Genomic DNA, 22601 nt, shown 5'->3' on the forward strand with positions numbered 1-22601 from the left:
ACCATGGCCGGTTTCACCCATCTTTTCATTCCCGGACCGACCAATATTCCCGAACAGGTCCGGCAGGCGATGAACCTGCCGATGGAGGATATGCGCGCCGCGTCCTTCCCGGATCTCACTTTGCCGCTGTTCGAAGACGTCAAAAAAGTTTTCAAGAACGAGACCGGCCGCGTCTTCATCTACCCCTCCTCCGGCACCGGCGCCTGGGAAGCGGCGATGACCAATGTGCTCAGCCCCGGCGACCGCGTGCTGATGTCGCGCTTCGGCCAGTTCTCGCATCTGTGGGTCGACATGGCCGAGCGCCTCGGCTTCGAGGTCGATGTCATCGACTGCGAATGGGGAACGGGCGTGCCGCTCGAGCTCTATGCCGAGCGGCTGAAGGCCGACAAGGCACACCGCATCAAGGCAATCTTCTGCACCCAGAATGAGACCGCGACCGGTGTGACCAGCGATGTCGCCGGCTGCCGCGCCGCGCTCGACGACGCAAACCACCCTGCCCTGCTCTTCGTCGACGGCGTTTCGTCGATCGGCTCGATCGACTTCCGCCAGGAGGAATGGGGCGTCGATTGCGCAGTCTCTGGCTCGCAGAAGGGTTTCATGCTGCCCGCCGGCCTCGGTTTCCTCTCCGTCAGCCAGAAAGCGCTCGCCGCATCGCGCACGGCGACGCACCGCCGCTGCTACTTCTCCTTCGAGGACATGATCCGTACCAACGACACCGGCTATTTTCCCTATACGCCGGCTACACAGCTGCTGCGCGGCCTGCGCGCCTCGCTCGACCTGATCGCCGAGGAAGGGCTCGAAACCATTTTTTCCCGCCACCATCGTCTCGCCGAAGGCGTGCGCAAGGCGGTCGACGCCTGGGGCCTGAAGCTATGCGCCAAGGCGCCGAAATGGCACTCCGATACGGTCAGCGCCATTCTGGTGCCGGAAGGCATCGACAGCGCCAACGTCGTCAAGCGTGCAGCCGGGGCCTACCAGACGTCCCTTGGCGGCGGCCTGAACAAGGTGGCCGGCAAGGTCTTCCGTATCGGCCATCTCGGCTGGCTGAACGAAGTGATGGTGCTGGCCTCGCTGTCCGCAGCTGAACTCACGCTGCTCGATTGCGGCGTCCGGCTTGCGCCCGGCTCCGGTGTCGGTGCCGCCATCCAGCATTTCCGCGCCTCGGCCGCCGTGCCGGTCGCCGAAGCCGCCTGAGGGACAAGACGATGAGCCACACCATCAACCATTTGAAGAAACTGCGGCTGCAGCGCAGCGAACTTGCCGTTCCCGGCTCCAGCCCGGAAATGATCGACAAGGCGGCCAACAGCGCCGCCGACTTCATCTTCCTCGACATCGAGGATGCGGTCGCCCCTCCCGACAAGGAGCGCGCCCGCAAGAACATCGTCCAGGCGCTGAACGACATCGACTGGCGCGCCAAGGGCAAGACCGTCTCGGTGCGCATCAACGGCCTCGACACCCATTACATGTACCGTGACGTGGTCGACGTCATGGAGCAGGCCGGCGACAGGCTGGACACCATTCTGGTGCCGAAGGTCGGCGTGCCGGCCGATCTCTACATGGTCGAGGCCATGGTCAACCAGATCGAGATGGCCAAGGGTTACAAGACCCGCGTCGGCCTCGAAGCGCTGATCGAAACCGCGCTCGGCATGGCCAATGTCGAGGCGATTGCCGCCACGCCCGGCCGGCTGGAAGCCATGCATTTCGGCGTCGCCGATTACGCCGCTAGCTGCAAGGCGCGCACCGTCAACATTGGCGGCCTCAATCCCGATTATCCCGGCGACCAGTGGCATTTCGCGTTGTCGCGCATGACCGTCGCCTGCCGCGCCTATGGACTGCGCGCCATTGACGGGCCGTTCGGCGATTTTTCCGATCCGGAAGGCTACATCGCCGGCGCAAAGCGAGCGGCAGCCCTCGGCATCGAAGGCAAATGGGCGATCCACCCATCGCAGATCGCGCTCGCCAACGACGTCTTCTCGCCGCCGGAAAAGGAAGTCACCCGCGCCAGGCGCATCCTTGAGGTGCTGAAGGAGGCCGAGGCCGCCGGCAAGGGCGCGGCAGCTCTAGACGGAAAGATGATCGATGCCGCTTCGGAGCGCATGGCGCGCAACGTGCTGGTGGTGAACGAAGCGATCGAACGCGCGGGCCAGGCCCGTGTCGCCGCGCACTGATATCTCCGGGAGGACAAGATGGACATCCACGAATACCAGGCCAAGGAACTGCTGGCCCGCCACGGCGTGCACGTGCCGCGTGGCGGACTGGCCTACAGCCCTGAGCAGGCGACCTACAGGGCGCGCGAAATCGGCGGCGGCAAATGGGTGCTGAAGGCGCAGGTGCATTCCGGCGCCCGCGGCAAGGCCGGCGGCATCAAGCTTTGCGTCAATGACGACGAGATTTCCAACGCCGCCGAAGCGATGCTCGGACGCAAGCTGGTCACAAATCAGACCGGCCCGCGCGGAAAACTGATCTCGCGCCTCTATCTCGAAGAAGCTGTCGATATCGCGCAGGAGCTCTATCTCGGCTTCGTCCTCGACCGGAAGGAGGAGCGCGTCATGATCGTGGCCTCGGCCGCCGGCGGCATGGAAATCGAGGAGATCGCCGAAACGGCGCCGGATTCGATCATCCGTGCCGCGGTCGATCCCGGCGTCGGCATGCAGCGCTTCCAGGCGCGCGAAATCGCCTTTGGGCTCGGGCTGGAAGACAATCTGATCGGCAAGGCGACCGAAACCATCTTCAGCTGCTACCAGGTGTTCCGCGACTACGACGCCTCGATGCTGGAGATCAATCCGCTGGTGGTGACTCGCGACGGCAATCTGATCGCGCTCGACGCCAAAATGTCGTTCGACGAGAACGCGCTGTTCCGGCGGCCGGAAATCTCCGAACTGCGCGACAAGAGCCAGGAAGACCCGCGCGAAACCTTCGCCAGCGACCGTGGCCTCTCCTATGTCGGCCTCGACGGCAACATCGGCTGCATCATCAATGGCGCTGGCCTCGCCATGGCAACCATGGACATGATCAAGATCGCCGGCGGTGAGCCGGCCAACTTCCTCGACATCGGCGGCGGCGCCTCGCCCGAGCGGGTGGCGAAATCCTTCCGCGCCGTGCTCGGCGACAAGAATGTCGAGACCATCCTGGTCAACATCTTTGCCGGCATCAACCGCTGCGACTGGGTCGCCGAAGGCGTCATCAAGGCGATCCGCGAGGTCGGCGTCACCGTGCCGCTGGTGGTGCGGCTCTCCGGCACCAAGGCTGAGGAAGGACGCAAGATCCTGGCCGATTCCGGCGAAGCGGTGATCGTCGCCGACACACTGGCCGAAGCCGCCGAAAAAGCCGTCGCCGCCTGGCGCGCGGCCACCAAGAAAAAAGCAGCCTGAGGGAGGGAGAACACATGGCAATCCTGCTCAACCGCAGCACCCGCGTCATCGTCCAGGGGTTCACCGGCAAGATCGGCAGTTTTCATGCCGAGGACATGAAACGCTACGGCACCAAGCTGGTCGGCGGCGTCACCCCCGGCAAGGGCGGCCAGAAGCACCTCGGCCTGCCCGTCTTCAACACGGTCAAGGGCGCGGTGCGCGAGACCCGCGCCGAGGCCAGCATCGTCTTCGTGCCGCCGCCCTTCGCCGCCGATTCGATCATGGAAGCGGCGGATGCCGGCATCAAGCTCTGCGTCTGCATCACCGACGGCATCCCTTCGCAGGACATGATGCAGGTCAAACGCTACATGCGCCGCTACCGCTACGAAGACCGCATGCGGCTGATCGGCCCCAACTGCGCCGGCGTCATTACGCCGGGACAGGCGCTGATGGGCATCATGCCGGGCTCGATCTATCTGCCCGGCCGCGTCGGCATCGTCGGCCGCTCCGGCACGCTGGGCTACGAAGCCGCGTCGCAGATGAAGGCGCTCGGCATCGGCGTTTCGACCAGCGTCGGCATCGGCGGCGATCCGATCAACGGCTCTTCGTTCAAAGATATGCTGAAGCTGTTCGAGCAGGATGACGAGACCGACGCCGTGGTGATGATCGGCGAGATCGGCGGTCCACAGGAAGCCGAAGCCGCGATCTGGGCGCGCGACAATATGAGGAAGCCGCTGATCGCCTACATCGCCGGCCTGTCCGCCCCCAAGGGACGCCGCATGGGCCACGCCGGCGCCATCATCTCGGCCTTCGGCGAGTCGGCGCAGGAAAAGGTCGAAATCCTCAAAGACGCCGGAGTCGTCATCGTGCCGACGCCGTCGTCCTTCGGTGAGGTGGTGGCCGATACGCTGTCGCGGATGAAGAAAGCGGCGTGAGGCCAACGCCTGAATAACCCGGAATGTGAGGGTTGGCGCCATCGCCAACCCCGTCGATTGGCAGGATGTCAGATGAAACCCCGTTTGATTGTCACCCGCAAATGGCCGGCCGCCGTCGAAGCGATCCTTGCCGAGCGCTTCGACACGACGTTCAACGTCAGCGACACGCCCTTGAGCCCGGCCGCGATTGGATCGGCTTTCGCTGACTACGATGCGATCCTGGCAACGGTCAGCGACCGTCTGCCGGTCACAGTCTTTCCCGACAGCGATGCCCGCACGCGCATCATCGCCAATTTCGGCGTCGGCTTCAGTCATATCGACGTCGCGGCCGCCCGCGACCGCGACATCGTGGTGACCAACACGCCGGGCGTGCTGACCGATTGCACCGCCGACCTGGCGCTCAGCCTGATCCTGGCTGTGGCGCGACGGACCGGCGAAGGCGAGCGCCAGCTACGCGCAGGAGAATGGCGCGGCTGGTCGCCGACGCACATGGCCGGTGCAAAGGTGTCGGGCAAAACCCTCGGCATCATCGGCATGGGCCGCATCGGCAAGGCGACAGCCAGGCGCGCGCATTTCGGTTTCGGCATGAGGATCGTGTTCTTCAACCGCTCGCCGATCGACGACGACGAGACGCGCGCCATGGGCGCCGTCCAGATGCAAACCCTGGAAGGGTTGCTCACGGCATCCGATTTCGTCTCCTTGCACTGTCCGGGCGGCGCGGAAAACCGCCACCTCATCGATGCCCGCAGCCTGCGGCTGATGAAGCCCGGCGCGTTCCTGATCAACACGGCGCGCGGCGACGTTGTCGATCAGGACGCCCTGATCGGTGCGCTGGAAAGGCGCGAAATCGCCGGCGCAGGCCTCGATGTTTTTGACGGCGAACCGGCCGTCCCAGAAGCATTGAAGCGGCTGGAGAACGTCGTGCTGTTGCCCCATCTGGGCTCCGCGACCGAGGAAACGCGGGTGGCGATGGGCATGAAGGTGGTGGAGAACCTGACCGCCTTCTTCGAGGGCCGCCCGGTGCCCGATCGGGTCGCCTGACAGAAGGCGCCGCCCGTCGATTCCGGCGCCGTTAGCGTGCCAACCAATGCGGACGGATCAGGACAGTGGTGGAACAGAGCAAACGCATCAGATTTCGCGAGGACGAGCGCAGCCTTTTGTTGCGGCTGCTGCTTCAGGTCGCAAGCGCGCGCGAGCCCGAGATCGCCGCCGTTCTGAGCGGGCGCAGGTCGCTTGTCTCGCTGGCCCCGGAACAGCGCATCCCGGCCCTTCAGGCGAGCGGCGTATGGTTCCAGTTGCTGGCGATATCAGATGAGTTGCTTGCCATGCGCACGCGCCGCGAACTCGAACAGGGTGCCGGCGCCGACGAAGTGCCCGGATCCTTCGCCAGCGTGATCGCGCAGATGGCGGCGAACGGCCACTCGGCGCAGGAAGTCCAGGCGACGCTCGACGGTCTCTGCGTCGGCCCGACCATGACAGCGCACCCGACGGAAGCCAAACGCGTCACCGTTCTCGAAATCCACCGCCGCATCTATCGCAAGCTGACCGAGCTCGACCAGCCGCGCTGGGCGCCACGCGAACGCGATCTTCTGGTGGCCGATCTGGAAAGCGAGGTCGAGCTTTTGTGGATGACGGGCGAATTGCGGCTGGAGCGCCCGACGGTCGAACGCGAAATCGCCTGGGGCCTGCATTTCTTTCGCGAAGTCATTTTCGAGGCGACGCCACAGCTCTACGGCAAGCTTCAGGACGCCTTCCAGCGTCACTATCCCGGAGAGCCGGTCAGAATTCCTTCCTTCATGCGCTATGCCTCGTGGATCGGCGGTGACCGCGATGGCAATCCGAACGTGACCGCCGCCATGACCGCCCATGCCTTGGCCGAATACCGCAACACCGCCATTGGCTGGTACCTGACGCAAATGCAGCGGCTGGTGACGGTGCTCAGCGTCAGTTCGAACGTCGTCGACCTGCCGGAAAGCTTCACGCCGCTGCTGCAAAAGGCGCTCGACAAAAGCGGCCGGGCGCATGAAATCGCCGCCCGCAACCCTGACGAACCGCTGCGCCAGTTCGCCTCGGCCTTGCTGGCCCGGCTGGAGGCCACGCGAGATGGCGGTGTGGCAGCGTACCCCTCGGCAGCGGCGTTCGGTGCCGATCTCAGCGGGCTGTCTTCCGTCCTCGAGGCGATCGGCGGCCGAGCTGTGGCCAGGCGTTTCGTCCAGCCGCTGCTCCAGCAAGTCCGAAGCTTCGGCTTTCGTACGGTCTCGCTCGATGTCAGGCAGAACTCCACGGTCGTCAACCGCGTGCTGGCCGAGCTGTTTGCGCTGACCGCCGATCCCGTCGCGCTCGGCACGCCGCAGTGGTCGGCGCGCATACGCTCAGCACTCAGCCAAAGCGAGCAATTGGAGATCGACGCCGGCCGCCTCTCGCCTGAAGCACAAGAACTGCTTTCGACATTCGCGGTCATCGCCACCTCCGGCGCGGAGACCGACGCTGTCGGCTGTTTCGTCCTCTCGATGACCCGCTCGGTCGACGATCTGCTCGCGGTCTATCTGTTGGCGCAATATTGCGGACTGTCGACCGGCAGCGGGGGCACGATCAGGCTGCGGATCGTGCCCTTGTTCGAGACCATCGCCGACCTGCAGGCCGCCCCTGCCATCCTCAATGGACTGCTCGACACATCGCTGGTGCGGCGCACGGTGCGGGATTTCGCTGCGCGCCAGGAAATCATGCTCGGCTACTCCGATTCCAACAAGGACGGCGGTTTCCTGGCCTCCAACTGGGAACTGGCAAAGGCGCAGAAGCGCCTCGCGGCCGTCGGGCGCAAGCAAAAGGTCCGGATCAGCTTCTTCCACGGCCGTGGCGGCTCCGTCAGCCGTGGCGGCGCGCCGACCGGCCGGGCGATCGCCGCGCAGCCGGCGGGCACCGTCGCCGGAGCCATGCGCGTGACGGAACAGGGCGAGGTCGTGTCGTCGAAATTCGCCAATCGCGGCACCGGCCTCAACCAGCTCGAGATCCTCGCCGCCGGCGTGCTGGCGCACAGTGTCGGCTCGCCCGGCGATGTCGAGGCGAAGCAAACGCCTGAGTTCGAGGAAGCGCTGGAGGCGCTGGCCGGCATGTCGCAGGCCTCCTATGCCAGGTTGATGGCGGAGCCAGGCTTCCTGGATTACTTCAACCAGGCGAGCCCGGTGGCGGAGCTGGGGTTGCTGAAAATGGGCTCACGGCCGGAGCGCCGTTTCGGCGCCGGCGGCATTGCCGATCTGCGCGCCATCCCCTGGGTGTTCGCCTGGAGCCAGAACCGCCATCTGCTGACCGGCTGGTATGGCATCGGCAGCGCGCTGAGTTCCTTCGTCGCGGTGCGCGGCGATGCCGGGCGAGACCTCCTGGCGCGCATGTTCGAACACTCGCGCTTCTTCCGTCTGATCGTCGACGAGGCGGAGAAGACGCTCTACCAGTCCGACATGGAGATCGCGCTTCTCTACGCTGGCCTTGTGTCGGATCGCGATGCCTCTCAGCGCATCTACACCCGTATCCGCGCCGAATACGAATTGACGCGACGCCTGATCCGCGACCTCACCGGAGGCGACCTTTCCGTGCGCTTTCCCATGTTCAAGCGGCGTTTCGACAGCCTGCGGGGCCAGATGGACGACATCCACCGGCTGCAGGTCGATCTGCTGCGAGAAGTCAGGGCGAATACCGGCGCGGCGGATCAAAAGCGGGCGACAGATGCGCTGCTTGTCTCGATCAATTGTATCTCGTCCGGCCTGGGGTGGACCGGATAAGCCCGGTTTTCGCAGTGCGACCGACGTCACCTGGCGTCATCGTCCGAAGCTGATCGACCACGGCGCGGACGAAGAAGGCGGCGTGATTTTCAAAGCTTCCGTCGTCAGTTTCAGACCGCAGGCGGCCTGAACGACTGTGCTATGGATTCCTCACATGCGCCCGCGCGCACCCTCCGGGTCATAGGGAGAGTCGGCGATCACCCTTGCCGGGCGCCGCTCGCCGAGAATTGACACCTCCAGCGCCGTGCCGGGCGTGCCAAGCTCCGGCGGCAGCAGCGCCAATGCTATGTCATGGCCGAACGTGTAGGAGTAGCCCGCCGACGTGACGCGGCCGACAAGGCTGCCGTCGCGATAGACGCCTTCATAGGCAAAGGCGCTTGCCCCATCGGAGTCGATGGACAGCGTGACGATCCGGCGTGGCAGGCCCTGCTTGTGCTTCGCGACCAGGGCGGCGCGGCCGATGAAGTCGCCCTTGTCGAGCCTGACGAAGCGGTCGAGACCGCTCTCCCAGGCCGACAGTTCGAGGTTCATGTCGCGGTACATGGCGCGGAAAGATTTGTCGAGACGCAGCGATTCCAGCGCCTGCAGACCGACCAGCCTGAGCCCATGCGCCTCACCTGATGCCAGAAGCGCGTCCAGCAAATGCCGTTGATAGCAGAGCGGATGATAGAGTTCCCAGCCGAGTTCGCCCGAATAGTTGACGCGCATCAGCCGCACGTCGCTGGCCAGGCCGACGGTCGCCGACTGCACGCTGAACCAGGGGAAAGCCTCGTTCGACAGATCGATCTCCGTCAGCGGCTGCAGAACGTCGCGCGCCTTGGGACCGACCACGGTGAAGCTGCCGCGATCGTTGGTGACGTTGCGCAGTTGTACGCTGCCGTCCTTCGGCAGCAGCCGGTTGAGGTCGTCGTAGTTCCAACGCTCGGCGCGCGGCGTTGAGACGAGGTAGAACAGGTCGCCTTGCAATCGCGCCACGACATATTCGGCCTGCACGCCACCTGCCGGCGTGAGATGGTGGGCGAGCGCGATGCGGCCGAGGCGCGGCAAGCGATTGGCGAGGATCCCGTCGAGCCAGCGCTCAGCACCCGGGCCGCTGACCTCGAATTTCGTCATCGGCGTCATTTCGACCAGACCGACGGCTTGCCGGACCGCCTGGACTTCTTCGCCGACATAGGTGCCCTTGGCGGTCCAGCGCCAGCTGTACGAATTGCGGGCCTCGACGCCCGAAGGTGCGAACCAGCTTGGCATTTCCCAGCCGTTCAGCACGTCCCACACAGCGCCGAGCTGGCTCAGGCGGTCGTAGGACGGAGCTGTTTTCTGCGGTCGTGCCGCCGGCATGTCCTGGCCCGGATAATGCTGTGTTGCATGGGTGCCCCAGGCTTCCCGGACCTTCTCCCGGGTCCAGTTCTTGTTGGCATGGTCGCCAAAGCGCCTCGGATCCAGTTCCGCCGTATCGATGCTGTTGCCGCCTTCGACAATCCGCTCCGACAGATAGTGGCCGATCGCTCCGCCCCACAGGATGCCGCCCGGCACGCCTTCGGCCAGCCAGACATTCTCAAGCCCACAGGCCGGCCCCATCAGCGGCAGCTCGTCGGCCGTCATCTGGAACGGTCCGCGGACGTTTCTCTTGATGCCGGCGCGTCCGAGCGCGGGCACGAGTTCCGTCGCCCGCTCCCAGTTCCAGGAAACGGCATCGAAATCCTCATCGAGCAGGTCGGCGCCGAACCATTCCGGCACGCCATTTTCGGCGAACAGCTTGAGCTGTTCGGTGCGCTCGTAGGGGCCGAACAGCAGCCCGTCCCCCTCTTCACGCAGATAGCCCTCGTAACCCTCGTCCCTCAGGATCGGCATTTCCGGGAGGCCCTGCCGCTTGCGCTCCACGACTTCGGGCACCGCGTCGGTGATCCAATACTGATGCACGATCGGAATTGCCGGAATGTCGAGGCCCAGCATGGCGCCTGTCTGGCGTGCATAATTGCCAGTGGCAAGGATTACGTGTTCGCAGACCATGTCGCCACGGGAGGTTCTGACCTTCCACTCGCCGCCCGGCATCCGCTCGAATCCCGTCACTTCGGTGCCAAGGTGGATCTTTGCGCCGAGGTCTCGTGCACCCTTGGCCATGGCCTGGGTCACGTCGGCGGGTGCGATGTGACCGTCATCGGGGTGATAGAGCGCGCCCAGCATGCCGCTGTTGTTGAGCAGCGGCCAGATTTCTCGCGCCTCGGCGGGCGATACGATCCGCGCCCGTATGCCCTGAACCTCGGCGACATCGATATAGCTGCGGTATTCGTCGAGCCTGTCGCGCGTGTTGGCGATGCGCAGCTGGCCGCATTTGTGCCAGCCGACCTTCTGGCCGGTTTCGGCTTCGAGGCCCTCATAGATCTCAATGGATTTGGCGATCATCCGCCCGACGTTGAGACTGCGGGCATAGGAGGGTATCAGCCCCGCCGCATGCCATGTCGAACCGGCAGTGAGCTGCGTCCGCTCGAGCAGCGCGATATCGCTCCAGCCGCGCTTCGCCAAGCCATAAAGAATACCTGCACCGACACAGCCGCCACCGACGACCACCGCACGAAAATTACCCAACATGCCCGATGCCCCTGGATGAAATTGTCATGGGCACTATAGGTAAGCGCGACACCGTCGGTCACGCCATTTGCGACGCCGAGGTGCCGGTTGGTATGCTTCCTTCGGAGGCGGTTGCCGACACGCTGGCGCAACCAGGAAGGCCGCCTGAACAGCGGCCTTCAAGTTCGACCGCGCCTCAAGCGGCACAGACGTCACGCAGCCTGGACCTCAGGCAGCCTTGTCGGTCGCCGGCTTCGCGACCTTGGTGCGAGTAGCGCTGCGGCGGCCATCGACGCTGACGGGAATGTCGCCGTCGACCGTGGCGCGGCGCACCACCCGGTGCTGATCGCCATAGTCGTTGACTGCGTAGTGCTGCGTGGCCCGATTGTCCCAGATCGCCACATCGCCGGCTTTCCAGCGCCACCGGACGGTGTTCTCCGGTGCGGTAACATAGGACTGGAACACCTCGTAGAGCCGCGCTGAATCGCTCTTGGACAGACCGATTAGCCGTTGCACGAAATTGCCGAGCAGCAGCGTGCGTTCTCCTGTTTCGGGATGGACGAGGACAACGGGATGCTCGGTCTCGTAGATCGTCGAGGTGAAGACCTCCTCGAAGTGCTTCTTTTCCGCGGCGCTCGCCCGCGGCCGGACCGCGGCGTAGTCGTAGACGTTGCTGTGAACCGCCCAGAGATTGTCCGCGAGCAGCTTCAACGGCTCGGGCAGGTCCTGGTAGGCCGCGGCCGTGTTCGACCAGATGGTGTCGCCGCCGGCCGGCGGTATGACGACGCCGCGAAGAACGGAGAATTTCGGATAGGCGTCGACGAAGGTGACATCGGTGTGCCACTGATCGGCGCGACCGCCGCCACGGCTTGAATCGAGCTCGAGAATGGACGCAGTTCCCTTGACGGGACCCTGGGTCGGATGCGGCACGAGGTCGCCAAGACGATGCGCGAAGCGTTCCTGCTCGACGTCGTCGAGATGCGCCTGATCGCGGAAGAACACCACCTTGTGCCGCAACAGGATCTGGTTGATCGTCGCCACCGTCTGCTGCGGCAGGTCGCCGGAAAGCCGTATGTTCCTGATCTCTGCGCCCACACGTCCGGTAAGCGGGACAATATCGGCTTGCGGGATGATCTGATCTACGGAGACAAACTTGGTCATGGAAACCTCTATCCTCTGAAACCGCGGGCTGCTGGCAACGCTCCGCCGTTTGCCGGCCGCATAGCGATCGGCGGAGCACCCCCTAAAAAGGGAGTTGTCTTGCTTGGTACAAGGCGCCGATCGCCACTTTGGAGGTGAAGACGTCAGAACTTGGCGAACAGTGCTGGGGTCTTATTCAAGCTTAATTCTACAAATTCGATAGAAAAAGGATTTTAAAGTTCGATGGCTTGAGGAAAAATGACTTCTGCCCGAGCTCGTACCCGCAGCGCGCCGGCAATGGCGGACGCCAAATCGTACTGACTTCGCGGGAGAGCTGCTGGTTCCAAGACACAGCAGGACCTCGAGACATGATCTCTGTCTGGGCTCTGGATGGCGGCGATGCCGACGGATCGAGAGTGAATTTTGGTGCGGTCGAGAAGACTCGAACTTCCACGGGTTGCCCCACAGCGACCTCAACGCTGCGCGTCTACCAATTCCGCCACGACCGCACGTGGTAGGAGCCGGAACGAACCGGCTCGCGGCGTGTAGCAAATCGTTTCCGGCGAAACAAGGGCGCGGCGTGCAATAATCGCCGGGAATTGGCATAACGGCGGGGAAGGCCGAAATGCGGTGATATCTGGACGTTTCAGCCAGATACCGCCATATGAAGGGCAAATGCATTCCGCCCCGGGGGCAAAGCGGTTTCGGAAGCCGGCATGCGTTGCGCGAAAAACGAAAAGCCATGACAGAACGCAGCCAGATCGCCACGTCCTTCCTGCCCTTGCCCGGTTCAGCACCCGTCGAATGGCGCATCGAGCCCGGTTTGACCGGCTACACCGATGCGCTTGCCCTGATGGAAACGCGCGCCGAGGCGATCCGCACCGGAGCGGCCGCCGAAATGGTCTGGCTGGTCGAGCACCCGCCGCTTTACACCGCCGGCACCAGCGCCCGCATCGAGGACCTGATCGATCCCGACCGTTTCCCGGTCTTTGCCGCCGGGCGCGGCGGCGAATACACCTATCATGGGCCGGGCCAGCGGGTCGCCTATGTGATGCTTGATTTGAAGCGCCGGCGCGAGGATGTGCGCGCATTCGTCGCCGCGCTCGAGCAATGGATCATCGGCACGCTCGCCACCTTCAATGTGCGCGGCGAACGCCGCGAGGACCGCGTCGGTGTCTGGGTGGTGCGGCCCGATCGCCCTGCCCTGCCCGACGGCTCAGCGGCCGAAGACAAGATTGCGGCCATCGGCATCCGGCTGCGGCGCTGGGTGAGCTTTCACGGCATCGCCGTCAATGTCGAACCGGATCTCAGCCATTTCAGCGGCATCGTGCCCTGCGGCGTGCCGGACCACGGCGTGACTAGCCTTGTCGATCTCGGCCTGCCGGTGACCATGACTGATTTCGACCTGGCGCTGAAGTCTTCCTTCGAGCATGTTTTTGGCGCGGCCGAAGGCATTTCTGCCGAACCGGCGCGCAAGGCCGGCTGACGCCTCGGCTCGATCAAACGCTCAAAGCAACCGCGCCGAGGCCCACAACAGCCCGTAACCGTGGATGGCGAAGACGGCCGCCAGCGCGCCGGCCATGGCGAAACGGTCGACGGTGCGGATCGGCTTCAGCTCGTGGCGCGGCTTTACCCCGCTGCCCACGGTCAGCAGGCTGAGGATCGCAAAGACAGCGCCCGCCACCAGCAGAAAACTTTGGGAAAAGCCGGCCAGCCAGCCGATCGCCAGCAAGGCGGAGAGCAGGGAAAACGAGGCCAGTGCCAGCATGATCGGACCCGGACAGATCTGGCGCAGCACCTGGCCGCCATCGAATTTCCAAACCGGCACTAGGTTGGCGATGTTGAACAGCGCGGCAAAGCCTGCGAGTGTCGCCAAGAGGGCCGCGGCCAGCCGATACCCCTCGCCGGACGCGAAGCCGCTGGCGACGATCAGCAGCGGCACCAGGAAAGCGGAAAAGCCGGCGCCCATCAGCGCCACGAAGGCGACCTCGAAGCGGCTGTCATAGGGCCGGCCGCCAATGGCGATGCCACCGAGCAGCGGGATGAAGATCATCCGCACCTTGCGATGACCGGTCAGCCGGAATGCCGCCATATGGCCGAGTTCATGCAGGGCGACCACCGAGGTCAGGATCGCGGCCAGTGCAAAGCCACCGCGATTGAGCCCGAAGAACGGCCACAGGATGAAGGCCGAAAGCACGGCAAAGCCGACCTGGCTCAGCGGATGCTCGAACCAGCCACCCTTGCGATACTGTCCGGTCTTCGCCCAATGTTGCAGCTTGCCAAGCTCGCGTCGCATGGCGAAGTAGCGGAACACCAGGAAGGCGACGCCGCGATAGCGGTCGGTCTGGCTGTGCGTCACGCGCGTGGCAGCGCCTTCCGACGCGAGTTCGGTGGTCTCGTAAAAATCCTTCCAGAACGAAGCATCGAGGGCGGTATCCTCGATGACACGCATCGAAAAACGACTGCCTTCGACGACGTCTTCGAAGCGCGACCTGCGCTCGATCGGCTGGCCGTCACGGCCTTCCCAGGACAACATGATGCGAGCCGTGCCCTGCCCGTCCAACGGCTCGGCCGAGAGTATCTCGCCGGACCAGCCAGCATCGCTGCCGAGCGGCCACAGCGCCTGCCAGAGGCGCTGCCGGTCCATGGCCACCACGCGGCTTAGCCTCACCGTGCGCAAGCCGAGCGGCGCGGTCAGCAAAAAGAAAATCAGTCCGAGATTACCGGCCACGAGAAGGACCGTCACGATTGGCGACACTTGGGCGTTTGCTCCCTGTCTTTGGCAGGGCACCCTAGCGTCATGGTGGCAAGAAAGGCTTAACGGCGCAACGCCCTCCTGCCCGCCCTAACACCCTGCGGCGGACCGCAGATCCATCACATGGCGCCGATCCAGACCGCCATGGAAACGAGAAACGCACTCATGCACACCAACGAAACGACGTCCTGAACAAGATCGCTCATAACTCTCTCCTGTTGTTGCTCTGTTCGTATTTTGTTCTAATTTTGTTCGAATGTCAACGACCTCCTGAAGCGCGCCGAAAGGATTTAGGGGGGCGCTTTTGGGCAGGGTTAAGGAAAGGTTTATGGGGTGTTCGAGGCTGTTCTTCGGCTTAGCGGCCTAGGCGATTTGCGATCACATACATCGCGTCGTCATCCTAGGGCGAAGCAAGGAGCGAAGCGACGCGGCGCAGACCATAGGATCCATGCCGGGACTCCAACGCGCCGCAGCGGCCCAGAATTCTGCTCCGTTGCATCCTTTGATCAAGGTCGCGGCATGGATCCTAGGGTCTGCGCTCCGCTTCGCGGAGCTTCGCCCTAGGATGACGACTCTGGGAGACTAAAGCGGGACGACCTTACCCTCGTGCAGCGTCACCCGGCGATCCATGCGCGAGGCCAGCTCGTGATTGTGGGTGGCGATCAGCGCCGCAAGTCCCGATTGCTTGACCAGCGCGCCCAGCGCCTCGAACACATAGGAGGCGGTGACCGGGTCGAGATTGCCGGTGGGCTCGTCGGCCAAAAGCAGCAAGGGCGCGTTGGCGACCGCACGGGCAATAGCGACACGCTGCTGCTCGCCGCCGGACAGTTCCGACGGACGGTGCGAGGCGCGCTTGCCGATCTGCATGTAATCGAGCAGCTGCGCCGCCCGCTCCGACGCCTCCTTGCGCGACAGCCCCTTGATCAGCTGCGGCATCATGATGTTTTCGAGCGCCGAAAACTCCGGCAGAAGATGATGGAACTGATAGACGAAGCCGACATCGTTGCGGCGGATCGCCGTGCGCTCGTCGTCGGATAGCCGTCCGCAGGCACGACCGGCCAGGATGACATCGCCGGCGTCGGGGCGCTCGAGCAGGCCCGCGGTGTGCAAGAGCGTCGACTTGCCGGTGCCCGACGGCGCCACCAGCGCCACCACCTCGCCGCGCTTCAGCGAAAAATCGGCGCCGTTCAAAATGGTGAGCTTGCGCGGCCCCTGGACATAGTGCCGCTCGACGCTCTTCAGCTCGATAATGATCTCGGACTTCATTCGTATCTCAAGGCCTCGACCGGATCGAGACGGGCGGCCCGCCACGCCGGAAACACGGTTGCCAGGAAGGACAGGCCGAGCGCCATCAGGATGACGTAGGTGGTCTCGCGCGGGTCCATCTTTGCCGGCAACTGGCTGAGGAAATAGAGCTCCGGATTGAACAGCACCTTGCCGGTCATCCAGGAGAAGAACTGGCGGATGGATTCGATGTTGGTGCATATCAGCACCCCGAGCAGCACGCCGGCGAGCGTGCCGGTGACGCCGATCGCCGCGCCCGTCATCAGGAAGATGCGCAGGATGGCGCCCCGCGAAGCGCCCATCGTGCGCAGGATGGCGATGTCGTGGCCCTTGTCCTTCACCAGCATGATCAGGCCGGAGATGATGTTGAGCGCCGCCACCAGCACGATCAGCGTCAGGATCATGAACATGACGTTGCGCTCGACCTGCAGCGCCGAGAAGAAAGTCTCGTTGCGCTGGCGCCAGTCGACCATGTCGATCGGCCGTTGCGCAGCCGCATCGACCAGCGATTTCAGCGCGTCGACATTATCGGGATTGTCGACATAGATCTCGATCGTCTGCGCCCTGCCGTCCATGTTGAAATAGAGCTGGGCTTCCGAAAACGGCATGTAGACGATGGAGCTGTCATACTCCGACATGCCGACTTCGAAGATCGCCGCCACCTTGTAGCCCTTCAGCCGCGGCGTCGTGCCCATCGGCGTCACATCGCCTTCCGGCGAGATCAGCGTGATGGTGTCGCCGAGCACGAGGCCGAGATTCTCCGCCATGCGCTTGCCGATGGCGACGCCCTCGCCGGAGTCGAAGCCGTCAAGCGTGCCTTGTTTGACGTTTTGGGCGACGATGGCGATCTTGCCGAGGTCTTCGGCACGTATGCCGCGCACCAGCGCGCCCATGCCGCCGCCGACATTGCCTTGCGCCAGCACCTGGCCGTCGATCAGCGGTATGGCGTATTTGACGCCGGCCACGCCGTTGATGCGGGCGGCAACCTGCGCGTAGTCCTCAAGCGGCGAATCCAGCGGCTGCACGATCAGATGGCCGTTGACGCCGAGGATGCGGGTCAGAAGCTCAGCCCTGAACCCGTTCATGACGGCCATGACGACGATCAGCGTGGCGACGCCGAGCATGATGCCAAGGAAGGAAATCGAGGCGATGACCGAGATCACGGTCTCCTTGCGGCGCGACCGCAGATAGCGCCAGGCGACCATGCGTTCGAACATGGAGAACGGGCCAGCGACCGGAGACTTGGCGACCGGCGACTTGGCGACCGGAGATTTCGCTGCCGCGGCTTCGCTCATGCGGTTGCACCGAAGCGTTTCCTCGCCTCCGCGACCGGCAGCGTCTCGCGCTCGCCGGTCCTGCGGTTCTTGATCTCGATCTCGCCGGCAGCAACGCCGCGCGGGCCGACGATCACCTGCCAGGGCAGACCGATCAGATCGGCGGTGGCGAACTTGCCGCCCGGCCGCTGGTCGGTGTCGTCATAGAGCACGTCCTTGCCGGCGCCGGTGAAGGCGGCATACAGCTCGCCGCAGACCCGGTCGCAGTCGGCATCGCCCACCTTCATGTTGATCAGGCCGATGTCGAACGGCGCCACCGCGTCCGGCCAGATGATGCCGCTATCGTCATGGCTGGCCTCGATGATCGCCGCCACCAGGCGCGACGGCCCGATCCCGTAGGAGCCGCCGGAGACGAAATGATCCTTGCCGTCGGGCCCGGTCACCTTGGCGCCCATGGGCTTGGAATATTTGTCGCCGAAATGGAAGATGTGGCCGACCTCGATGCCGCGCGCCGAGACCCGTTCGGCTTCGCCGAGCTTGTCCCAGGCCGCCTCGTCATGCATCTCGTCGGTGGCGGCGTAGGGCGTCGTCCAGGTCTTGACGATGTCGGCGATCTCGCCGTCATTGGCAAAGTCGGTGTTTTCGCCGGGCACCTGGAGCGACAGATACTCGCGGTCGCAATAGACCTGACTCTCGCCGGTGTCGGCCAGGATGATGAATTCATGGCTGAGATCGCCGCCGATCGGCCCCGTGTCGGCCCGCATCGGGATCGCCTGCAGCCCCATGCGCGTGAACGTCCTGAGATAGGAGACGAACATCCTGTTGTAAGCTGCTTTGGCGCCCTCGAAATCGAGGTCGAAGGAATAGGCGTCCTTCATCAGGAACTCGCGTGAACGCATGACGCCGAAGCGCGGCCGCACCTCGTCGCGGAACTTCCACTGGATATGGTAGAGGTTGAGCGGCAGGTCCTTGTAGGACTTGACGTAGGCGCGCACGATCTCGGTGACCACTTCCTCATTGGTCGGACCGTAGAGCATGTCGCGGTCCTGTCGGTCCTTGATGCGCAGCATCTCCTTGCCATAGTCGTCATAGCGGCCGCTTTCGCGCCACAGATCGGCCGACTGGATGGTCGGCATCAGAATTTCCAGCGCGCCGGCGCGGTTCTGCTCCTCGCGGATGATGCGGCAGACCTTGTCCAGAACCAGCTTGCCCAGCGGCAGCCAGGAAAAGCTGCCCTGCCCCTGCTGGCGGATCATGCCGGCGCGCAGCATCAGCCGGTGCGAGACGATCTCGGCCTCACGCGGGTTTTCTTTCAGGATGGGCAGAAAAAACTGCGACAAACGCATGGACAGGTCCGTGAGAGAGGAGGCTGCACCGGAATCGGCGCGGCTGGCTTGCTTGCCCCGGCTTCATAGCTATTTCGTGACGGAATGGAAACCCGACCGGCCGCATCGGCCCGAAATCGCAAAATCGATTCTTCTTCCAAAGACCTTCGAACCGAAAACGGTAATGCTTTTGATGCAAGGTGCCGGGCATGGCTGCAAAGTGCTGACACACGCTTTGCGCGTCTGAGCGGCACAGCACACCTGGCCACATTAATTGGGCAGCGCCGGTGTTGTTCGTTTCGCAAGCAAAGCCTGCCGTACTATTGTGCAGTGCAGCACAGGATTGCCCGTTTGCGGGCAAAATTCTGCGTGACAATTTCATCAGGGTTAGGCTAGTGTGCCCCGATAACCGAGAGGGTAGAGAAAAATCTGCTCTCCTACGCGGTCAAAGTCTTGGGAGGATGCGATCTAGGCGCGGTTACCCGCTGCCGCCGGAAACCGGAAAACAGATCGGAACGCGTTTAAATTGCAAGGCCTTGTGCCTTGCATTTTTTTTGCCCAATCATCTGGTTAGATCGACCTGTTGCCAAATCACGTGAGCTTGCGCCGACGTGATCTGGGTCGCGATTCTATCAGGATTGGCTATGCTTGCGGGCGGAGTTGCCAACCTCAGCCCGAGGTGTCGAAACTGGAGTCCGATGCTCCGAAAATAGGCACAAAAAGGCGCATGCTGCCCGCCCGATTTTTTCGGCAGGAAAGTGCTTTAGTTAGCCGGTGCCTGGCTGGCTTCGGGGATGATGTGAGGGACTTCGTCGAGGCTATAACCCAGCCCATGCGTCAGGCCGTAGAAAATGCCCATGACGACCGCCGTGACGATGGTGGTACGGATCACGGCGCGCAGCATATGCGGCCCGCGCGGGGCGCTGGCAACGGTGCCCAGCGTTACGTCGTGATCGTCATCCTGCGTATGCACGCTGAACGGCAGCACGATGAACAGCATCAGCCACCATGTGATGAAGAACAGCGCGGCAAACGAAATCCAGCTCATGCCTGCTCCAGTTCGACCAGCGTGCCGAAGAAATCCTTGGGATGCAGGAACAACACCGGCTTGCCGTGGGCGCCGGTTTTGGGATTGCCGTCGCCCAGCACGCGGGCGCCGCTCGCCTTGAGATGATCGCGCGCGGCAAGGATATCGTCGACCTCATAGCAGACATGATGCATGCCGCCCGAGGGGTTTTTCTCCAGGAAAGCCGCGATCGGCGAGCCTTCGCCCAGCGGCTCCAACAGTTCGATCTTGGTGTTGCCGACATCGACGAACACCACCGTCACGCCGTGCTCCAGCAGCGCCTGCGGCGCGGTCACCCGGGCGCCCAGCGTATCGCGATAGGCGGCGATCGCCGCAGCCAGATCCGGCACGGCAAGCGCGACATGGTTCAAGCGTCCCAGCATGAAACCTCCAGCTTCCATTCTGGCGTCTTACGGCAAATCGGCCGACATCAATAGCCTTTGCGGAGGCGCGCAAGGTCGCACTTGGGTGAACCGCCGGCCTGTTCCAATCGGTGTCGGCGAAGTACAAACGGCAATGTCCGATGCCCGCCTCCGCGTTTTCAGCTTCGATCTTGGCTCGTTCAAGGTCGCCGCCCTGCTCGACGCCGTCGATCTCCGCGACAATCTCGCGGCTGCCTTCGCCCCTGGACAATCGCCGGACGCGGTGCGGGAACTCGCCATGTCGAACTTCATCGATCCTGATCGATACGAGCATTGCTTCATCCCGACGCTTGTCGACACCGGCGTGGAAAAAATCCTGTTCGACACCGGTTTCGGCGACGCCGACAGTCGCCTGCTGCAATGCCTGCAAGACCTCGGGCTCGAACCCGCCGACATCGATTTGGTGGTCATCACGCATGGCCACCCCGACCACATCGGGGGCCTCGTACACAACGGCGAAACCGTTTTCAGCCGGGCGCGCTATGTCTTCGGCGCGGCCGAATTCGTCTTCTGGACCGAAGCCGATGCTGTGCGCGAAGCCAGGCTGAGCAACCGCGACCTATTCCGGCGCGTCTGCATCGGCCTTGCCGACCGGGCGCAATTCGTAGCGCCGGGAGACGAGGTCGTGCCCGGCATCACCGCGATCGAAGCCGCCGGCCATTCCCCAGGGTTGCTGGCGTTTCACGTCGAGAGCGATGGGCAGCAATTGCTCATCTGGTCGGACGCCTTCCTGCACTCTGTCGTTTCGATCCAGCGGCCTGAGTGGCAGGCCGATCTCGACGACGAGAAGGAGCAGGCCGTCGAGACCCGCAAGCGCTTGCTGAAAATGGCCGCCGAACACCGGCTGCTTGTCGCCGGCTATCATATGCCGTTTCCGGGTCTCGGGCACATCGAGCAGGTGGACGGGACCTTTCGCTGGCTTCCCGCCACCAGCTGAACCAGCGCTTGGCTTCGCCTATCTCGTGACGAACACCGTCACCAGCGGCTTCTTGCCCCAGGCTTCGTTGGCGGCGCCGCGCACCGCACGCCGCACCGCTTCCTGCACCAGATCGAGGTCCTTGCGCCGCTGGCGCGGGATGGAGTCCACCGCGCCGACGGCCGCGTCGAGCATCAGATCTTCCATGTTCTCGCCACGCGCATCCGCCTCGGCGACGCCGATGGCGACCAGGTCGGGATCGCCGGCCAGCTCATATTTGTCGTCGAGCACGACATTGACCGCGACATGGCCTGCGAACGAGAGCTTGCGCCGGTCGCGAATACCCATCGCCTGGTCGGTGCCGATCAGCCTGCCATCCTTGTAGATGCGGCCAAACGGCACCTGGTCGATGATCGTGGCCGGGCCGGGCGCCAGCCGCAGCATGTCGCCGTCGCGCACCTGCGCCACCTGGCCGATGCCGGAGGTCGACATCAGCGACCCCTGCGCCACCAGATGTGCGGCCTCGCCATGCACGGGAACGCCGATTTGCGGGCGCACCCATTCATACATCTTGCGCAGTTCGCTGCGGCGGGGATGGCCGGATACGTGCACCAGCGCGTCGCCGTCCTCGATGATCTTGATGCCGAGATCGATGAGACGGTTCTTGATCTCGAGGATCGCCTTCTCATTGCCGGGAATGGTGCGCGAGGAAAACACGACCGTGTCGCCGGCCGTCAGCGACACCGACTTCATCTCGTCGCGCGAAAGTTTGGCCAGCGCCGCCAGCGGCTCGCCCTGGCTGCCGGTGCAGATGATGACCAGGTTTTCGCGCGGGATGAAACCGAAATCCTCTTCGGCGATGAACTCCGGCAGTCCGTCCATGTAGCCGAGCTCGTCGGCGACATCGATGACCCGCTTCAGCGAGCGGCCGAGCACCAGGCATTGGCGGCCGGCATCGCGCGCCGCCTTGGCGATCGAGACGATGCGCCCGACATTGGAAGAGAAGGTGGTGACGGCGACACGACCGACGGCGCTCTGGATGACACCCCTCAGGCCCTCGCCAACCGCCACTTCCGACGGCGATTCGCCTTCGCGCAGCGCATTGGTCGAATCGCAGACCAGCGCCAGCACGCCCTTGTCGCCATAGGCGCGGAAACGCGCCTCGTCGGTTTTGGGACCGATCGTCGGCTCAGGATCGATCTTCCAGTCGCCGGTATGGATGACGGTACCGGCCGGCGATGTAATCGCCAGCGACATCGGCTCGGGGATGGAGTGCGCCACCGGAATGGCCTCGATCTCGAACGGCCCGACGGTGAACTTTTCGCCTGCCCGGTAGATCGTCACCGGGATTTTCGGCGCGCCCTGCTCGCCCTGCCGCTTTGCGTCCAGCAGGCCGGCACTGAACGGCGTCATCCACACCGGCGCCTTCAGCTTTGGCCAGGTGTCGAGCAGCGCGCCGTAATGGTCTTCATGCGCATGGGTGATGATGATGCCGCGCAGATTGGCGAGGTTCTCCTCGATGAAGCGTGTGTCAGGCAGGATCAGGTCGACGCCCGGATGCGCCGCGTCGGGAAAGGTCACGCCGACGTCGACGACGATCCATTCGCGCGCACTGGGCGGCCCGTAGCCGTAAAGGGCGAAGTTCATGCCAATCTCGCCGACGCCGCCGAGCGGCACGAAGACGAGTTCGGCGTTTTGCGCTTTCGCCATCAATCTTTCCCTTCCTGGCCACTAGAGCATGATGCCGAAAAGTGTGAGCGGTTTTCGGATAACATCATGCTCTACCCCAT

At 63.9% G+C, this 22601-nt stretch carries 17 protein-coding genes and 1 tRNA gene; 8 read left to right on the forward strand and 10 right to left on the reverse strand.

Annotated elements, in window-relative coordinates:
• Nucleotides 1–3 precede the first annotated feature (3 nt).
• From ACWGTO_RS25390 to ACWGTO_RS25415, 6 genes are all read left to right on the forward strand, one after another.
• A complete protein-coding gene (locus tag ACWGTO_RS25390) occupies nt 4–1194 on the forward strand; it encodes an aminotransferase class V-fold PLP-dependent enzyme (protein ID WP_454577543.1) in 1191 nt (396 codons plus the stop codon).
• Between the two features lie 11 nt (nt 1195–1205).
• A complete protein-coding gene (locus tag ACWGTO_RS25395) occupies nt 1206–2168 on the forward strand; it encodes an HpcH/HpaI aldolase/citrate lyase family protein (RefSeq protein WP_454577544.1) in 963 nt (320 codons plus the stop codon).
• A gap of 18 nt (nt 2169–2186) precedes the next feature.
• Nucleotides 2187–3371, forward strand: coding sequence for a malate--CoA ligase subunit beta (locus ACWGTO_RS25400; RefSeq protein ID WP_454577545.1), 1185 nt, complete (start codon nt 2187–2189; stop codon nt 3369–3371).
• 14 nt (nt 3372–3385) lie between these two features.
• The gene (gene sucD / locus ACWGTO_RS25405; protein ID WP_454577546.1) at nt 3386–4285 is read left to right on the forward strand and encodes a succinate--CoA ligase subunit alpha; all 900 of its coding nucleotides are present in this window, start codon (nt 3386–3388) and stop codon (nt 4283–4285) included.
• Nucleotides 4286–4357: 72 nt separating this feature from the next.
• Nucleotides 4358–5326 carry a 2-hydroxyacid dehydrogenase gene (locus ACWGTO_RS25410; RefSeq protein ID WP_454577547.1) on the forward strand — a complete coding sequence of 323 codons (969 nt, stop codon included), beginning with the start codon at nt 4358–4360 and terminating at the stop codon, nt 5324–5326.
• Between the two features lie 68 nt (nt 5327–5394).
• Entirely contained in the window at nt 5395–8061 is a 2667-nt protein-coding gene (locus ACWGTO_RS25415; RefSeq protein ID WP_454577548.1) for a phosphoenolpyruvate carboxylase, read from the forward strand.
• 150 nt (nt 8062–8211) lie between these two features.
• On the opposite strand, the gene ACWGTO_RS25420 is transcribed toward ACWGTO_RS25415, so the two are convergent.
• The 3 genes from ACWGTO_RS25420 to ACWGTO_RS25430 form a co-directional block, all read right to left on the reverse strand.
• On the reverse strand, nt 8212–10650 hold the full coding sequence (locus ACWGTO_RS25420; protein ID WP_454577549.1) for a GcvT family protein: 2439 nt from the start codon (nt 10648–10650) through the stop codon (nt 8212–8214).
• Between the two features lie 207 nt (nt 10651–10857).
• Nucleotides 10858–11790: a TauD/TfdA dioxygenase family protein gene (locus ACWGTO_RS25425; protein ID WP_454577550.1), complete on the reverse strand. Its 933-nt coding sequence runs from the start codon at nt 11788–11790 to the stop codon at nt 10858–10860.
• 403 nt (nt 11791–12193) lie between these two features.
• Nucleotides 12194–12278, reverse strand: a tRNA-Leu gene (locus ACWGTO_RS25430).
• Between the two features lie 233 nt (nt 12279–12511).
• Here ACWGTO_RS25430 and lipB point away from each other — a divergent pair.
• Nucleotides 12512–13255 (forward strand): lipoyl(octanoyl) transferase LipB, encoded by a 744-nt coding sequence (gene lipB, locus ACWGTO_RS25435; protein ID WP_454577551.1) that lies wholly within the window; start codon nt 12512–12514, stop codon nt 13253–13255.
• A 21-nt stretch (nt 13256–13276) separates the two neighbouring features.
• On the opposite strand, the gene ACWGTO_RS25440 is transcribed toward lipB, so the two are convergent.
• From ACWGTO_RS25440 to mce, 6 genes are all read right to left on the reverse strand, one after another.
• Nucleotides 13277–14527, reverse strand: coding sequence for a site-2 protease family protein (locus tag ACWGTO_RS25440; protein ID WP_454577552.1), 1251 nt, complete (start codon nt 14525–14527; stop codon nt 13277–13279).
• Nucleotides 14528–15106: 579 nt separating this feature from the next.
• The gene (locus tag ACWGTO_RS25445; RefSeq protein WP_454577553.1) at nt 15107–15790 is read right to left on the reverse strand and encodes an ABC transporter ATP-binding protein; all 684 of its coding nucleotides are present in this window, start codon (nt 15788–15790) and stop codon (nt 15107–15109) included.
• On the reverse strand, nt 15787–17103 hold the full coding sequence (locus tag ACWGTO_RS25450; RefSeq protein ID WP_454577554.1) for a lipoprotein-releasing ABC transporter permease subunit: 1317 nt from the start codon (nt 17101–17103) through the stop codon (nt 15787–15789). Before ACWGTO_RS25450 ends, ACWGTO_RS25445 begins: the two co-directional genes overlap by 4 nt.
• On the reverse strand, nt 17100–18428 hold the full coding sequence (proS, locus tag ACWGTO_RS25455; RefSeq protein WP_454577555.1) for a proline--tRNA ligase: 1329 nt from the start codon (nt 18426–18428) through the stop codon (nt 17100–17102). The genes ACWGTO_RS25450 and proS overlap by 4 nt, the downstream gene beginning before the upstream one ends.
• A gap of 742 nt (nt 18429–19170) precedes the next feature.
• On the reverse strand, nt 19171–19455 hold the full coding sequence (locus ACWGTO_RS25460) for a DUF1467 family protein (RefSeq protein WP_454577556.1): 285 nt from the start codon (nt 19453–19455) through the stop codon (nt 19171–19173).
• Nucleotides 19452–19856, reverse strand: coding sequence for a methylmalonyl-CoA epimerase (gene mce / locus ACWGTO_RS25465; protein ID WP_454577557.1), 405 nt, complete (start codon nt 19854–19856; stop codon nt 19452–19454). The genes ACWGTO_RS25460 and mce overlap by 4 nt, the downstream gene beginning before the upstream one ends.
• Nucleotides 19857–19989: 133 nt before the next feature.
• On the opposite strand from mce, the gene ACWGTO_RS25470 reads away from it, so the two are divergent.
• Nucleotides 19990–20832: an MBL fold metallo-hydrolase gene (locus ACWGTO_RS25470; protein WP_454577558.1), complete on the forward strand. Its 843-nt coding sequence runs from the start codon at nt 19990–19992 to the stop codon at nt 20830–20832.
• Between the two features lie 18 nt (nt 20833–20850).
• Here the strand turns inward: ACWGTO_RS25470 and ACWGTO_RS25475 are convergent, their stop codons facing one another.
• Entirely contained in the window at nt 20851–22521 is a 1671-nt protein-coding gene (locus ACWGTO_RS25475; protein ID WP_454577559.1) for a ribonuclease J, read from the reverse strand.
• Nucleotides 22522–22601 lie beyond the last annotated feature (80 nt).

The sequence above is a fragment of the Mesorhizobium sp. PL10 genome, assembly GCF_053714315.1.